The 15,725-nt window shown below is 52.3% G+C and carries 15 protein-coding genes and 1 pseudogene; 11 read left to right on the forward strand and 5 right to left on the reverse strand.

Annotation, left to right across the window (positions count from 1 at the left end; all coding sequences use genetic code 11):
- Window positions 1-255: 255 nt before the first annotated feature.
- Genes ABD028_RS06980 through ABD028_RS06995 form a run of 4 tightly spaced genes read left to right on the forward strand, consistent with a single transcriptional unit; the run spans window position 256 to window position 5,981 of the window.
- Window positions 256-2,376, forward strand: coding sequence for a TonB-dependent siderophore receptor (locus ABD028_RS06980; RefSeq protein WP_343843381.1), 2,121 nt, complete (start codon window positions 256-258; stop codon window positions 2,374-2,376).
- A 10-nt stretch (window positions 2,377-2,386) separates the two neighbouring features.
- The gene (locus tag ABD028_RS06985) at window positions 2,387-3,124 is read left to right on the forward strand and encodes an ABC transporter ATP-binding protein (protein ID WP_343843384.1); all 738 of its coding nucleotides are present in this window, start codon (window positions 2,387-2,389) and stop codon (window positions 3,122-3,124) included.
- Window positions 3,118-4,515, forward strand: a complete 1,398-nt coding sequence (locus ABD028_RS06990) for a DUF3526 domain-containing protein (protein WP_343843387.1) — start codon at window positions 3,118-3,120, stop codon at window positions 4,513-4,515. The genes ABD028_RS06985 and ABD028_RS06990 overlap by 7 nt, the downstream gene beginning before the upstream one ends.
- Window positions 4,515-5,981, forward strand: coding sequence for a DUF3526 domain-containing protein (locus ABD028_RS06995; RefSeq protein WP_343843390.1), 1,467 nt, complete (start codon window positions 4,515-4,517; stop codon window positions 5,979-5,981). The genes ABD028_RS06990 and ABD028_RS06995 overlap by 1 nt, the downstream gene beginning before the upstream one ends.
- A gap of 34 nt (window positions 5,982-6,015) precedes the next feature.
- On the opposite strand, the gene ABD028_RS07000 is transcribed toward ABD028_RS06995, so the two are convergent.
- Complete coding sequence (locus tag ABD028_RS07000) at window positions 6,016-6,903, reverse strand: LysR family transcriptional regulator (protein WP_343843392.1); 888 nt, start codon at window positions 6,901-6,903, stop codon at window positions 6,016-6,018.
- 114 nt (window positions 6,904-7,017) lie between these two features.
- On the opposite strand from ABD028_RS07000, the gene ABD028_RS07005 reads away from it, so the two are divergent.
- From ABD028_RS07005 to ABD028_RS07015, 3 genes are read left to right on the forward strand one after another with little or no spacing between them, the layout of a single operon-like run.
- The gene (locus ABD028_RS07005; protein WP_343843395.1) at window positions 7,018-7,620 is read left to right on the forward strand and encodes a glutathione S-transferase family protein; all 603 of its coding nucleotides are present in this window, start codon (window positions 7,018-7,020) and stop codon (window positions 7,618-7,620) included.
- Window positions 7,621-7,622: 2 nt separating this feature from the next.
- Window positions 7,623-8,003 (forward strand): nuclear transport factor 2 family protein, encoded by a 381-nt coding sequence (locus ABD028_RS07010; RefSeq protein ID WP_343843398.1) that lies wholly within the window; start codon window positions 7,623-7,625, stop codon window positions 8,001-8,003.
- Between the two features lie 14 nt (window positions 8,004-8,017).
- A complete protein-coding gene (locus ABD028_RS07015) occupies window positions 8,018-8,221 on the forward strand; it encodes a 2-hydroxymuconate tautomerase family protein (protein WP_343843401.1) in 204 nt (67 codons plus the stop codon).
- Window positions 8,222-8,279: 58 nt separating this feature from the next.
- On the opposite strand, the gene ABD028_RS07020 is transcribed toward ABD028_RS07015, so the two are convergent.
- Entirely contained in the window at window positions 8,280-9,173 is an 894-nt protein-coding gene (locus ABD028_RS07020) for a LysR family transcriptional regulator (protein ID WP_102796195.1), read from the reverse strand.
- Between the two features lie 89 nt (window positions 9,174-9,262).
- On the opposite strand from ABD028_RS07020, the pseudogene nhaA reads away from it, so the two are divergent.
- The 3 genes and pseudogenes from nhaA to ABD028_RS07035 form a co-directional block, all read left to right on the forward strand.
- Window positions 9,263-10,486, forward strand: a pseudogene (nhaA, locus tag ABD028_RS07025) (Na+/H+ antiporter NhaA); the annotation flags it as partial.
- Window positions 10,487-10,511: 25 nt separating this feature from the next.
- On the forward strand, window positions 10,512-10,880 hold the full coding sequence (locus tag ABD028_RS07030; RefSeq protein ID WP_343843406.1) for a hypothetical protein: 369 nt from the start codon (window positions 10,512-10,514) through the stop codon (window positions 10,878-10,880).
- A gap of 15 nt (window positions 10,881-10,895) precedes the next feature.
- Window positions 10,896-11,555 carry a Bax inhibitor-1/YccA family protein gene (locus ABD028_RS07035; protein WP_343843409.1) on the forward strand — a complete coding sequence of 220 codons (660 nt, stop codon included), beginning with the start codon at window positions 10,896-10,898 and terminating at the stop codon, window positions 11,553-11,555.
- A gap of 104 nt (window positions 11,556-11,659) precedes the next feature.
- Here ABD028_RS07035 and ABD028_RS07040 read toward each other — a convergent pair whose 3' ends face one another.
- Window positions 11,660-13,303, reverse strand: coding sequence for an amidohydrolase family protein (locus tag ABD028_RS07040; RefSeq protein WP_343843412.1), 1,644 nt, complete (start codon window positions 13,301-13,303; stop codon window positions 11,660-11,662).
- 156 nt (window positions 13,304-13,459) lie between these two features.
- Here ABD028_RS07040 and ABD028_RS07045 point away from each other — a divergent pair, with 156 nt between their 5' ends.
- Entirely contained in the window at window positions 13,460-14,005 is a 546-nt protein-coding gene (locus tag ABD028_RS07045) for a GFA family protein (protein ID WP_343843415.1), read from the forward strand.
- A gap of 31 nt (window positions 14,006-14,036) precedes the next feature.
- Here the strand turns inward: ABD028_RS07045 and ABD028_RS07050 are convergent, their stop codons facing one another.
- Both ABD028_RS07050 and ABD028_RS07055 read right to left on the reverse strand, forming a co-directional pair.
- Window positions 14,037-14,786: a carbon-nitrogen hydrolase family protein gene (locus tag ABD028_RS07050; RefSeq protein ID WP_343843417.1), complete on the reverse strand. Its 750-nt coding sequence runs from the start codon at window positions 14,784-14,786 to the stop codon at window positions 14,037-14,039.
- A gap of 184 nt (window positions 14,787-14,970) precedes the next feature.
- Window positions 14,971-15,717 (reverse strand): SDR family oxidoreductase, encoded by a 747-nt coding sequence (locus tag ABD028_RS07055; protein ID WP_343843424.1) that lies wholly within the window; start codon window positions 15,715-15,717, stop codon window positions 14,971-14,973.
- Window positions 15,718-15,725 lie beyond the last annotated feature (8 nt).

A 15,725-nucleotide genomic window follows, 5' to 3' on the forward strand; every position in this document is an offset into this window, starting at 1 on the left:
GGCGAACCATATAGGTTCGCCTTGCCTACCGACTAAACATTGGGAAGCGCTCAAAGCCTAATCATTGGGTCATACGAGCCCCTAGTTCACAAATGGAATTTATTCTGATTTTTCATTTACTTGAGAGCTTACTTTAGATAAATTAGTTATGTTATCACATATCCAAAAAGCCACAGTAAGCCTAGCATACTGTGGCTAATAAACTCGCACCGTCGCCAGAAGTAAGCTTGTCGGCACCAGGAAAGGTATCAGTCAGTGAATGTAAAACGTTCCTCCCTAAGTCTCGTTGTTTTATCCGCGCTATTCAGCCACACCAGTTACGCCAATTCCGGCCAGGAAGAGATTGAAAAGCTCAATGTTACCGGCACCCGCTCGGCACTTTACGACACCCGCGACGTAAACGCCGCCGCACTTGGCACCAAAGATACGCAATTACTGCCTATCTCTATTCAGTCTTTTTCCGATGCGCTTATTGCCAACCAGCGGGCAAAAACCTTAGGCGATGTGCTGGCCAATGACGCGTCGGTGCAAAACACCGCCATAGGTACGGTGTTTGACTTTGTTAGCCTGCGCGGCTTTCAGCTCGACTGGACCAACGGTTTGCGCCGCGACGGCCTGGCCCTGGCGCCGTTTCAGGATGTTGCGCTGGAAAACATCCAGCGTCTGGACGTGATCAAAGGTCCCTCTGGGTTGATTTCCGGTGTCAACAATCCGGGGGGTACCGTGAATTACGTAACCAAGCGCCCCACACAGAAGCAATTTTTGGAAGTCACAGGCGAAGTGCGTAGTCGCAATGGCAAATATCTGCATCTGGACAGCGGCGGACCACTGGATGCCGAAAAGACCTGGGGCTACCGATTTAACGCGGCCGCCGAAGATACCGGCGATTTTAGCGGCGGCGATGACTTAAAACGCTACTTTTTAAGTGCCGCCCTTGACTGGGCCGCCAGCGACAAGCTGTTTGTGCGCTTCGACGCCGACTTTCAGGACAAAAAGGTCGTCTCCCAGCCGCTGATTGGTCTGGCACAGGACCCCAATAACAGTGATCTCAGTATTCTGCCCCCCTATGTAGACACCAGTGACATACTGCTTGGCCAGCCATGGGGCCGCTATGAAACTCAGTCCTATAATCTGGCAACCCGGGTGGATTACTGGCTAACCGACAGTTGGCAATGGGTTAATCAATTCGCCTATTCAGACAACAACCGCTTTACTATCTTCCCGGATATTTACCAGGTGGATATAGCTGGCAATGTTTTGTCTGCCGCTATCCATGTGACACCGGACGAGAAATACCGCTCCTACGCGGCGGTGAGTTTTTTAAGTGGTGAATTCCAGACCGGCGACATCGCCCATAATCTGGTGGCCGGAGTGAGCCTGCGCGACTATCAGTCTGCCGATGGCCGCTGGTTTGAACTGCCAAACCCGGTTGGTAATCTATTTAATCCTGTCCATACCAGCCGTCCTCAATACCCTGATTATCCTGATGCCACTATTACCGACACCAAAGAAAACTCACTGTTTATAACCGACACCTTGTACATCAGCGACACCTTCTATGCCACCTTGGGCCTGCGTCATATTCGTTATGAAAAGCTGCAACATGCCCCAGACAGCGTGCAGGAAACACTAGACAATCAACGTTTTACCACTCCTTTGATTGGTCTGAATTACAACCCGAGCGACAATCTGGCCTTCTATGCCAGCTATTCAGAAGGCGCGGGAGAAGGTGGTGTTGCGGTTATCGGCAGCGGTGCCATTAACGAAGGGGAATCCCTTGGACCACAGGAAAGTGAACAGCTGGAAGCCGGAGTTAAGTTTCAGACCCAAAGTGCTACCTACACCCTGGCCGTATTTGAGATAGAGAAAATGCTCGAATACCACAATCGTGTGAGCAACTATTTTGTGCAAGATGGCGCGCAGTCGCACCGCGGTATTGAGCTGAACATCAATGGCAAGGTGTCTGATGCCCTGTCTGTGGTCAGCTCCGTGACCCTGATGGACGCTTCCTTGGACAAGCTGGTTGGGCAGCCACTGATCAATGGCAATCGCCCGGCCAATGTGCCCAAATTCCAGGCTAATTTATTCCTCGACTATCAGGTTCAGGCCTTGGCGGGACTGTATGCGCAACTGGGTATTTTCCATGTGGGAGAGCGCCAGCAAAATGTGCTGAACAGCTTGTCGCTCCCCGCTTACACCCGGGCAGACTTAGGGGTGAAGTACGAACTTAGCGCCCTGAACACCATCTTCAGATTAAAAATTGAGAATCTGTTTGATAAAGAATACTGGTTATCAGCCGGTGCCAAAGGCGTGGATTGGGGCGTCACACCGGGTAAAGGCCGCACCTGGATTGCGTCTATGACGTACAGCTTCTAAGGAGGAAAATATGCTCAAGGAAACAACGCAAGCCGTGATTGAGGTTTGTGAACTGAAAAAGGCCTTTGCTGACTACCAGGCACTAAAAGGCATTTCCTTTACCGTCAATGCGGGCGAGATTCTGGCTTTACTGGGGCCAAACGGTGCCGGAAAAACCACCACCATTAATTGCCTGCTGGGCTTTTTACAGCCCGACAGTGGCACAGTCAGCATTGGCGGCATTAACGTTCAGCACGATGTTGTCAGGGCCAGGCAGCAGCTTGCCTATATTCCGGAACAAGTGGCCTTGTATCCGCGTTTAACCGGCCTGGAAAATGTTAGCTATATGAGCCAAATCGCCGGTATCAGTCTGTCACAAAATGAGTATCGTGCCCTGCTGGAAAAAGTGCAGCTCCCCGCCCATGCCATCGATAAGGCGATATCAACCTATTCAAAAGGTATGCGGCAGAAAGTGGGGATTGCCATTGCCCTGGCGAAACAGGCGACAGCACTGATTCTGGATGAACCTACCTCGGGCCTGGACCCGTCGGCCAGCTATGAATTCAGCCAACTGCTCGGGCAACTGGCCGGGCAAGGCGTAGCCATTTTAATGGCGACCCATGATTTATTCCGCGCTCAGGAAGACGCCCATTCGGTGGCCATCTTAAATCAGGGACAACTGGTACACCGCCTGCAGGGACAGGATATGCAAGATGTGCAGCTTGAATCCCTCTACCTGCAACATATTCGCAGAGAAGCCCTATGTTAGTAGAGATGCTTAAAAAGGAATGGCTTGAGTCTGCGCGCCAGGGTCAGCTTGGCTGGGTAGGTATTACCCTGCTGATACTGCTGTTGGCGGCACTGGCCAGCGGCTGGTATACCAGCCGCGAACAACAGAGTCTGTATCAGGATGTCACCAATGCAGAACGCCATCGCTGGTTGCACCAGGGCGAAAAGGGTCCCCACTCTGCGGCCCATTACGGCGTTTATGTAATCAAACCCAGCAGCCACCTGAGCGTGCTGGATCCCGGTTTAAGTGAATACCAGGGCAAGGTACTGCGCCTGGAAGCGCATAAACAGAATGACAGCTTGTTTCGCCCTTCTCAGGACAGCATTGCCATGCAGCGGTTTGGGCAGTTAAGCCCGGCCTTTGTTGTACAGATGCTGATGCCCCTGCTGATAATTCTGATGGGGCATGCCCTGCTGGCGGCGGAAAGGCAACAGGGCACCCTGCGCCAACTGCTGGCCAGTGGGGTATCAACCGCCAAACTGATGATGGCTAAAGGCGGAACCTTGTACCTGACCACTATGCTGTTCGCCGCCCCGGTGCTGCTCTTTGCTTTGTATAGCCAGGTGACAGCCAGCCAGGGGCAAGGCGGCAGAACACTGCTGTTTATCTCGGGTTACAGCCTCTATTTGTTTATCTGGTGCGCACTGACATTACTGCTATCCAGTTGGATGCGCACTCCCCGTCAGGCACTGGTTTGGCTGCTGGCGATCTGGGCAGTCAGTAGTTTGCTGTTACCGCGACTGGCAATGACCAGCGCCACCGACCAATTTCCAATTCAGTCGGGCCGTGAATTCGCCGCCAAACTGGAATCAGAGATTTACACGCCACAGCGCCTGCAGGCCATACAAGAGTTTAAACAAAACACCTTGCAGGCCCATGGCGTCAGCAGCACTGATGAGTTGCCATTCGACTGGTCCGGCGCGCAATTGCAGTTTGGTGAACAGTATTCTGATCAGGTATTTGACCGCTTGTATGGCCAGCGCGCCGTATTGCTGAATAAACAGACCGACGCCTACCAGTCTGCCGCCGTACTTAGCCCTTTTATTGCCTTACAGTCAGTGTCCATGGCGGCATCGGCTACTGATTTACGCCATCATCAGCTGTTTGAAGATGCTGCGGAGCAACACCGACGAGTCATGCAGGCCACCCTGAATAATTACCAGCGCGACCATGCTAAGCAATCCCAGGGGGCGTTTCAGGCCGGGCAATCACTGTGGGAGCAGATCCCGGCATTTTCTTTTAGCTACCCCAGGATTGGGCCACTTTTAGGGCATTATCTGACACCGCTATTAAGCCTTGCTACCTGGGCGCTGTTGCTGCTTATCGCCTTGTGCTTTGCTGCCCGTCGTTTACAAAAGGAGATGCTGTAATGAAACGCCTGGTTGTGAAATATGAACTCCTTAATCTCAGACGGGAAAAACTGCTGTTGCTGCTTTTCGCGGCCAGCAGCTTATTCGCTGTACTGGCTTTTTATAATGGCTACCGCTTTAGTCAGAATCAGGCTTTAGCCGTGACGGCCGCTCAGCAGGAACAACAGACAGCCAATAACACCATCCGCCAGGGCCTGGCCGAACGCCAGGCCAGACAAGGGCCGCTAAACTGGTGGGATGATAAGCATGACCTGCGCGGGCAGGCCTTCTACCTGATGGTAAATTATGCCACTAAAGCCCCACTGCCCACAGCGGCCATAGCCATCGGCCAGGCGGATATTCAGCCATACTTCTTTCGCATGCTGGTAACAGAGAAACAGCATGTGCTGCACCAGTATGACTATACCCATCCGCTGGCATTGCTACTGGGTCAGTTAGACCTGGCTTTTGTGATTATCTACTTGCTACCACTGCTGCTGATTGGCGCCTGTTTTAATGCGCTATCTGAAGAGAAACAGTCGGGCCAGTTGCGTATTATGATGTTGCAGGGCATATCTCCTGCTACCCTGGTGGCCGCACAGATTCTGGTGCGCGCTGGGGCTGTGATGGTGCCGTTCTTATTGATCAGCAACCTTTGTCTTTGGCTATTCAGCCCGGGTATAACCTTTATCAGCCTGCTGATCTTCAGTCTGCTGGTATTGCTTTATACAGGTTTTTGGCTGGCGCTGACGGCCTGGGTTATCAGCTTGGGCAAAAACGCCGCTAACAATGCCGCGCGGCTTGTTACTGCCTGGCTGGGATTGGTGATTGTTGTGCCCGCCGTGCTAAATATCCTAATTATGACCCTGAATCCGTCACCCTCACGCCTGGTATATGTGGACCAGATGCGCAGCCACACCGATAAAGTTAATCAACAGGCGGCCCAAACCCTGGCGAATTTCTTTCAGGACCACCCGGAATTGGCTAAAACCGGCACAGCCACAAACGACTATGCCACCAGCAAAATAGCGAAAATTCTCGCTGTGGAGCAGGCTATGCAACCTTTTGATGATGCCTTTGTGAAGGTATTACACAAACAAAACCAACAGGCCGGGTGGTTAAAGCACCTGTCACCGGCCACCTTGTTGCATGCAGCGCTGATCGACCTTGCAGGTAATGGTCAGCTTAGGCATCAGGCATTTATGCAGGAAGTTCAGCAGCATCATCAAAAGTTGCAAACCTATTTTGCCAGCCGTATTGCGCTGGCCGCGCAAAATGGGGATTTTGCGCCTTGCAGCGGTTGCAATGCCAGGGTCACCCTGGCTGATGCCAGTGACATTCCGGTGTTCTCGTCACAGGCCTCGCTCTTGCCCATCCCCTATGGCGCCATGCTTATGCTGGTACTGCTGATTGTGTTGCTGACATTCGCCAGCACTAAAGCGTTAAGCAAAATGCACCAGGGGCAGAGCCAGACCGTACTGGTATGATCGGTATTCGCCCGCTGTCAAAGCGGGCTCGTTACTAAAGATACGGATGCTCGGCAAACCAATCCTGCAAAAATTCGATAAAGCAGCTTAGTCGCGGCGGTACAAAATGCCTGACCGGATATAAGGCATACAGGGTCATCAGTGGTTTGGCTTCACTGGCCAGCACTTCCACCACCTCACCACGTTGCAGAGCCGGGTAACTGATAAAGCGGGGGATAAAACCCACGCCCATCCCCTGCTTAACCATATCCAGCAAAAACACCGAGCTGTTGGCTTTCAGCCGCCCACCTATCGGCACCCCTTGTGGCCCTACCGGCCAAAGATTTTTATGCCGAAAGTAGCTGTATTCAAAACACTGATGATGTCGAAGATCATCCGGTTGATGAATAGGCCCCTGGGTTTGTAAATAAGCCGGGGCGGCACAAATACTGTAGCTGAACTGGGTAATAGCCTTGCCCACATAATTGGAATCAAAGGATGAGCTAGCCACCCGCAGGCCAAGGTCAAAATTATGCTCGAGCAGATCCTGCGCCTGATCGCTTAATTCAATATCCAGCTCAATCTGCGGATAGCGCCGTATAAATTCGGCAAAAGCCGGGGCCAATGCGGTTAATCCCAGCGCCATCGCCGCATTGATCCTGAGGCGGCCCATGGGTAATTGCTGCTGCGCCTGGATATGGGCCTCGGTGTCTTCCACCTGCCGCAATATCTCACGGCAACGCTGCAGATACTCTTCTCCAAGCTGGGTCAGTTGCAAACGCCGGGTGGAACGTTGCAACAGCCGGGCGCCCAAGCTGCCTTCCAGCGCGCTAATCTGCTTGCTAATCATTGATTTACTGGCATCACTTTGCTCTGCTGCACGGGAAAAACTGCCCAGTTCCACCACCCGCACAAACAACTGCATGGCTTTTAGCTTATCCACATTGTTTCCATATAGGAAAAAGAGTTATCACATTGTAGCCATATATCAAATCAATACCCAGCGCTAAAGTAGCCTTGTTCCCGGATATTGGAACCATCAACCAAGGAGATTGTTATGTATACATTGTATTTTTCTCAGGGCGCTTGTTCTTTAGGTACACAAGTGATGCTGCGCGAACTCGGCCAGCCAGTGGAGCTGGTTAGCAAAACCAAACTGGCCGACTATCTGGATGTCAATCCGCTTGGTGCGGTACCGGCGCTGGGAGTGGACAAGCAAATACTGACCGAAGGTGCGGCCATTATTCTGTATCTGCTCAACAAACATGCTAATGATCTGCTGCCCACTGAGCCCAACGCACGCCAGCAAAGCATTGAAAACCTGATGTTTGCCAATGCCACCGTACACCCGGCTTACGGCAAACTGTTTTTTATTGGCGGTACATTGCCGGATGGCGATGCCAAAACACTGGCATTCAATGCGGCCGCCGAGCAAATCAACAAGCTGTGGCAAAGAGTGGAAGATAAGCTGGCCAACCAGCCGTACCTGGGCGGCCACACATACTCACCGGCGGATATCTTGCTGGCTGTATATGAAAGCTGGGGCCAATACTTCCCGGTAAGTATTGAGGTGGGTCCACGCAGCCGCGCCATGATTGACAAAATCAGAGCCCTGCCCAGTTATCAGGCATCGGTGGCTGCTGAACAACAGGCTGCCTGATAATGAAAGGCCAGCAAGCCTCTGACTTACAGGCCATCGAAGCGCTGCTGATGCAGTACTTCGATGGCCTGCATCGCGCTGATATCGCGCTGTTGGACAGTATTTTTGACCCGGATGCCAGATTATATGCCCCCGGAATCCGGCGCAGCAAACAGCAATGGCTGGATTTGGTCGCGAATCGCCCTGTTCCTGAGAAACTGGGCCATAGCTTTGACTATCAGGTTCTGGCCATCGAGCGCTGTGGTGAACAAGCCATGGCCAAGGTTAGTTGCCCGCTGTTGGGTGCCCGCTTTATCGATTATCTGGGCCTGCTAAAAGAAGGCGGTAACTGGCGGATTGTGGCCAAACAATATGCCGACAATCCTTTTGAAACACCAATTTAAAACAAGGAATCACTATGCCCTATGTAAATATCAAAGTGACCGATGAAGGTGTCAGCGCCGAGCAAAAGCGTCAGCTTATTGCGGGTACCACTGAATTGCTGGTCAAAGTGCTAAATAAAAACCCCAGCACCACCTTTGTGCTAATTGAAGAGGTTAATACCGACAATTGGGGTATCGGCTATCAAAGTGTGACGGAACTGCGCCAGGCCGACAGCTAATTTGCCACGATTATGTATGTCGGACATCTGTCCGGCATCGCGTGCGGCGATAACCAAGTTAAACAGCAAAAAAGCGAGCGGCCGATAAAGCGATCTGCTGAGCTTGTGGACTTTGAATTTTACGCTCCGGGGTAATCAGGTAATAGCGCTCGGTAATATTCCCTGCCACCCCAATCTGGCTAACCTGATGCTGCTCGCAAACATGCCCGGCAATGCAAGCCGGGGCACAAAACACCCCATAACCTTGCTGGCCTAACAATTTCAGTACCGCACTGTCGTCGATTTCGGCCAGTACTTTTGGTCTGATGCCCTGGTTCTCAAGGTATGCCATAACGCTGACACGCATGGTGGATTTGTCACCGGATAGCAGTAAAGGTGCGCCTTCCAGGCAGGCAGGGAATGGTTGCCGGGCATAAGAGCTCTGTGCCTTAGCAAAGAAACACAGCGGGCTCTCCCCCAGAAAATGGCTAAAGGCTTTAACATTGGCACCAGGTGGCAGCGGCCGGTCTGACAATATCAGGTCAACCCGGTTTAGCGCCAGTTGGGCCAGCAGACTGTCCAGCTCCCCTTCCCGGTAAATCAGCCGCGTACTGTCCAGCGCCGCGAATAAGGGTTTCACCAGATCGAATGCCAGAATTTTAGGAATAACATCGGTGACTGCCAATGTAATGCGATTCAGGGTGCCTGGGCTTTTTAAGCGCAACTGGCCCTGTAACTCTTCGCCCAGGCTAAAGATCTCCTCCGCATACTGATATGCGGTTTTGCCCCTGGCATTGAGTACCAATCGTTTGCCCTTGCGCTCAAACAGCAGCCCACCCAATTGATGCTCAAAGGTGGTGAGCTGGCCGCTGACCGTCTGTGGCGTGACGTTCAGGCAGTGTGCGGCACGGGAAATGCTGCCTTCGCGGGCAATAACATAAAAATAGTGAAGATGATGGTAGTTAAGCTGCATTGGTTATCAGGTTTTAACTGATTAAAATTCAAATATATTCGAATTTATTTGTTATTGAAACTGCTCTATAACTCAAGGTTGAACAAACGGAGACAACTATGTCCCAGTTAAGACACATGGTGCAACAAGGCACATTGGGTGGCGTACTGCTGATTGTAGCGGCACTGCTTGCCATGATTATTGCTAACAGCCCGCTGGCCGGGGCCTATCAGCGCTGGTTAGACGTACCTATTGTTGTCAGCATTGGTGGCTTTATCATCAACAAGCCGTTACTGCTTTGGATTAACGACGGTCTGATGGCGGTATTCTTCTTTGTGATCGGCCTGGAAGTGAAACGTGAAATCTTCGCCGGTCATTTATCTTCCAAAGATCAGGTAATGCTACCCGCCATGGGGGCCGTTGCCGGGATCCTGGTACCTGCACTGATTTATGCCTTTTTCAATTATCAGCAGGCAGAAGCAATAAGAGGCTGGGCTATTCCGGCCGCCACGGATATTGCCTTTGCGCTGGGTGTTTTCAGCCTGTTTGGGCGTTCACTGCCGGTCACCCTGAGACTATTCCTGCTGTCGGTGGCCATATTTGACGATATTGGCGCCATTATCATTATTGCCCTGTTCTATTCGGGCGAGCTGGCCGAAATCTCTTTAATTATCGGTCTGTGTGGCCTGGCGATTCTGTTCGCCTTTAACCGCCTTGGCATCCGCAGCTACGGCCTGTATCTGCTGGTCGGCATCGTGGTCTGGGCTGCGGTACTTAAATCCGGGGTGCATGCCACCTTGGCAGCCTTTGCCGCTGCCTGGTTTATTCCGCTAGATGGCAAGGATGAAGACGGCCACAAAATGTTGTATCACCTGGAGCATAAACTTCAGCCTTGGGTCGTGCTGTTTATTCTGCCGGTTTTTGCCTTTGCCAATGCTGGTGTTTCGCTGATCGGCACCGATCCGGCCACCCTGCAGATGAATGTGATTATCGGCATTGTGGCTGGTCTGTTCCTGGGTAAGCAATTGGGCATTTTTGCGGCTTGCTACCTGGCCGTGAAGCTAGGCTTAGCCAGACTGCCCAAAGGCGTGAACTGGAAACAAATGTACGCGGTCAGCATGCTGTGCGGTATTGGTTTTACCATGAGCTTATTTATCGGTTCTCTGGCATTTGAAACCAGCCCGCCAGCTTACCACGCCAGCGTTAAGCTCGGTGTGCTGGCTGGCTCTGTGCTGTCTGCCTTGTTTGGTGCAATAGTGATCAAGTGGAGCTGCGGCGCGCCCAATACCGCGCCGATAAAGCCCACCAATCCGGCACCAGACAATGGGCATTAAGGTGTAAACACTTCTGGAGGTGACTATGCAGCTTATCATCAATGCGTCAAACCTAAATCTGAGCAAGCGGCTTCGCCGCTCCCTCAGCAACAGGATCGTCAAGGGGTTGTCCAAACTGTCGGGGAGAATACGCCGGGTCCAGGTGTCCATCACCGATATGAATGGCCCCAAAGGCGGAAACGACAAGCAATGCCAGCTTAAAGTGGAGATGGATGGCATGCCCAGCGTTCTGGTTATCGAAAGACGCGCATCGATTCCCCAGGCAATCGCTCAGGCAGTGGTAAGAACGAGTATGGTTTTGAAACGAAAACTGTCACGTGCCCGTCAGTTTGACCGCCGCGCCACCCACCTGGCAGTGGCGGACCTGACCAGCAGCCCGGCCATTAATGCTTAACATCAGGAGATAAACATGAATCAGAATACCGCCATTTTACAATCGGCTCAGAGTAGCCAATCCGTTACGCACAAGGTATTACGCAATACCTATGCACTGCTCTCTCTCACCGTACTGTTCAGCGCCGGCGTGGCAATCTTCAGTATGGTCAACAATCTTGCTCATCCAGGCTTGCTGGTGACTCTGGTGGGTTATTTTGGTCTGTTGTTTTTAACCGTAAAAACCCGTAACAGCGGTTGGGGACTGGTCAGTGTGTTCGCCCTTACCGGTTTTATGGGGTACACCCTGGGCCCGTTGCTTGGCAGCTACTGGGCTGGCGCCCCCGCCGTTGTGGGGCAGGCACTGCTGGCTACCGGGGCTATTTTTGCCGGGCTGTCGGCTTATGTGCTGACCACCCGCAAGAACTTCTCGTTCCTCGGCAGTGCATTATTTGTGGGCATATTGGTGGCCTTCCTGGCAGGTTTAGGGGCGATGCTGTTTGACATTCCGGCCTTGTCACTGGCCGTGTCAGCAATGTTTGTGCTGCTTATGTCGGGCCTTATCCTGTACGAAACCAGCAATATTCTGCATGGCGGTGAGACCAACTACATTATGGCCACCGTCTCTTTGTATGTTGCTATTTTCAACCTTTTTACCAGCCTGTTGCAGTTGCTGGGCTTTATGCAATCTGAATAGCCAAAATACGCAGCTATCTTGTTCTGACACTTCCCAATCGTCAGTTTGCCCCGCATTGTTGCGGGGCTTTTTTATGCTTGCCTGGATAGCTGTGTTTCTGCCCATCAGAGCGCGGCCAGGCATTCCACTTCCACTTTGGCATTTAATGCCAGCCCGGCTGCAGCAAAGGCACTACGCGCCGGTAAAGCAGATTGAAAGTAGCTTTTATACACCTCAGACGCCTTGGCCCAATCGCCAATATCTGCCAGCATCAGGGTGCATTTCACCACGTCGTTAAATCCCAGATTATGTTCTTTAAGCACCGCGCCAATATTTTGCATGGTCTGATGCATCTGCATGTCGATGCCCTCACCCGCCAGCGTCAGGGTGCCAGGGAAGTTGCCAATCTGCCCTGACATATACAGCATGCCAGCAGCCTTGCGGGCGCTGACAAAAGGTAAGCGCGCATCATCACCGCGATAGACAAAGTGGCCATGTTTGATCACTGCATAAATATCCCGGCTGTGCTGGATGTTCTGGCTGGGGTCCTGATTCAGCACCAATATATTCGCCATTTTCCCTTTGCCTATGCTGCCAATATTGTCCTGCATTCCCAGCACTTTGGCACCATTCAATGTGGCCGCCTGCAAAGCTTGCAGCGGTGTCATACCGGCATCATCCACCAGCAGTTGTAACTCGTGGTGCAGCATCGGATAAGGCAATCCGGCTTTATCCGCCTGAAAATCCGTACCCGCGGCAATGGTCACACCGGCCTGGTGGGCCAGCCTGGTCAGCATGGCGGTATGTTGGTAGACGCTGGCGCTGTTGTTATTACGGTCTTTTAGCTGCTCAAATACGCTGATAGTGGCATCCAGGATGGTGCCTTTGTCGCGCAGGGTATTCAGCAGGTCGGTATAACTGGCCGGTGCCAAGGATGCAGCCAGGGTATTATTATCTATCGGTAGATCTTTACGTCGCCAGTTTTCATAGTGTGGAATGATTTGTGCCGATAAATCCGGGGTATGAGAAATGGTTTCCACCCCAGCCTCTATTACGTCACTGGGCTTATCCGGGCCGATATAGGCATGAGACCAGACTTTAACGCCATGGCGTTTGGCCGCGCCGCTTAACTTTCTGATCAGATGGGCCGGTACCTGAGCATAAATTTTAATGCCGGTGGCACCTGTGCCCAGCGTGCGTTGCATCAGCGCGTCAAAATCGGTGTTGTCATCCACCGCGCGCATCCAATCCACTTGCCCTGGTATGGCACCTTTAGCGGATGCCTGAGTGCGTGGATCGCTAAAAAAGCCGACGCCACCAATAATCACTGAGTAATAAATATCCGGCGATTGGATCTCGTCCAATTGCGCCAGGCGCTGCCAGTGGCGCAGCACACGAATATCGCCGCCCATATCCCGCACTGTGGTTACGCCACCTCTTAACAGCGCCTGCAGGCGGGATTTGGTGAGCTGTGGATTGTCTCCCCCTTCAGGCTCGGTGCCATGGTGCGTATGCGCATCGATAAGTCCTGGTAAAAGGTACTTGCCGCTTAAGTCGACCCTGGTGGTGTTACTGTCCAGTTTAAGCGATTGGCGCGCCCCTAATGCCAGTATTTGGGAGCCTTCCATCACCAAAGTCTGGTCCCTGACCACCTTGAGGTTCTCCATATCCAGCAGGTTGAACCCCACCAGAGCAATTTTTTGCGCCTCAGCGCCATGGGCTGACAATAGCAGACCAGCCGCGAACAGCAGTGATGTACAGGTTTTCATAGCTTCTCTTTTTATTCTTCAACAGCTTGTCACTGTACCCCGCTTGCCTGCGCAAATAAATCCGTCGATTTATGCCGTGCTCAAACGATTAGCCAGACAAAGGCTCTCTGACAGACGGAGCGTCTCCCTTGTTTCACCCATTAAAGGAACCAAACTATGTATCGCAACAATCTGCTGTCCTCCTGCCAATGTGGTCAGGTCAAACTAGAGTTGATAGGCAGTCCCATTCTCGCGGCGGCCTGCTATTGCAACAGCTGCAAACTGGCTGGAGAACATTTTGAGCGCCATCCCGAGGCACCTCCGGTTCTGGACGCTGACGGCAGCAGCGACTATGTACTGTATCGAAAAGACAGGGTGGTATTTAGTCGGGGCCGGGAACAGTTATCTGAGTACAAATTAAGCCCGCTGGCACCAACCAGACGGGTACTGGCGACTTGCTGCCATACCCCAATGTTTCTGGAGTTCAACAAAGGACACTGGTTAAGCTTATACAAAAACCGCTTGTTACCAGACCAACGGCCAGCACTGCAGATGCGGGTTATGCTGGCGGATCGCCCGGACGAGCTCAAGTTTAACGATAATATTCCCAGTTATGCTCGCCATTCAGGTAAGTTCCTTTGGAAACTACTTTGGGCCTGGGTCGCCATGGGCTTTCGTGCCCCTAAAATCGACCTCACACCCCCAGGTTCCAAGACCAGCTGAGCCGGAAAACAGGTCTTATGCTCTCAGTAATTCAATACAACGGCATTTGCCTTATTGAGCTTTGTCTTGCGTCGAGATCACATAACACCAGACACGCACTATCATCGGCGGCAAAAACCTGTTTCCCCTGGCTGTTCCAGATGGCGCTTTGCCCACAAGCCTGCCAGCCGCCGGTTTGCCCAATATAGTTGGCCAGCAGCACCTGACATTGCCCTTGTTGTCCGATACCGGCGAGGATCTCGCTGTCAGCGGCGTAGCCACCTGCCGTAATCAACGCACTGGCCAGATAAATGTCGATGTTGGTTTGTCTGGCCTGCTGAGCATGGCGCGGGTCGGCAAAATCGGCACAAATCGCCAGTGCCAGATTGTGGCCTTTAACCTCAAAATGGCAGGGTTGTGAGCCCGGTGCACAAAACTGTGCTTCGCCCTGGTGTAGATATTGTTTTTGGTAGCTCAGTACCCGCCCGTCGGCAAAACACAATAATGCACCAATATGGGCTTTGCCCTGCTGTGCTGGCATCGGACAACCCGCAATAACTAATACATTGTGTTGAATCGCGGCGTCAGACAGGGTCTGAACAATTTGATGCTGCTCGTTAATGGCCAGCTCAGCGGCCAGATCCAACTCATAGCCGGTTAAAGATAATTCGGGAAACATCACGACATCGGCCTGGTGCTGTGCCGATAAAGCAATAGCCCGCAAATGGGTTTGCAGATTAGCTTCCAACTGTCCGCGCAGACTCGCCATTTGCACCAGACTAATACATATAGAAGAACTCATATTTTTCCTTAAAGAATGCCACTTCTACATAGTCAGCAAAGATGACCAGGTAGTCTGGATAAATGTTTTACCGCCAGCCGCAGTGACCGTTAAGAGGACTCAACATTTTTCTGCGAATACTCTGTGAGCTCAGCGGTTAACTCTTAAGCATTTCGTGATTTTCGTGGCCTATATCAAACTGGCATTAGCGGCCACCCGCCACATCCAACAAGCTACCTGTCATATACGAAGCCTGGTCGCTAATTAAAAAGGCAATTACATTGGCCACTTCATCGGGATGGCCTCCACGTCTGAGTGGAATCGCACTTTTGACCCGTTCAATGCGGCCCGGCTCACCGCCATCAGCATGAATATCGGTGTCGATAAAACCGGGGCGTACTGCATTAACCCGAATGCCCTGCCCGGCCACTTCGCCAGCCAGGCCTAGGGTCAGGGTATCCATCGCACCTTTACTGGCAGCGTAATCAATATATTCATTGGGCGAGCCGTATTTAGACGCCGCCGATGAAACATTGACAATAACGCCGCCCAAACCACCAAACTCCCTGGACATGCGTTTCACCGCTTCACGGCTACAAATAAAGGCGCTGGTCACATTAGTGGTCAGAATATGATTAATACGTGCGGCATCCATATCCACCAGCCGGCTTTGGCGCTTTAACACCCCCACATTATTGACCAGGGCATAGAGCGGCCCCATTTCCTGGTCGATACGCTGGAACATGGCCACCACCTGATCTTCATCGGCCACATCAGCTTGTACAGTGAGCACGCGAGCACCGCTACCCTGCAGTTCTGCCGCCAGCGCTTCAGCCGCAGCGGCTTGCTGACGGTAGTTCAAACACAGATCATAGCCCTGCTTGGCCAGTAACCTTGCCGTTGCTGCGCCAATGCCCCGGCTGGCGCCGGTTACTAATGCAATAGGTCGCACACTTCACT

It is taken from the genome of Bowmanella denitrificans, assembly GCF_039522935.1.
Classification (GTDB): domain Bacteria; phylum Pseudomonadota; class Gammaproteobacteria; order Enterobacterales; family Alteromonadaceae; genus Bowmanella; species Bowmanella denitrificans.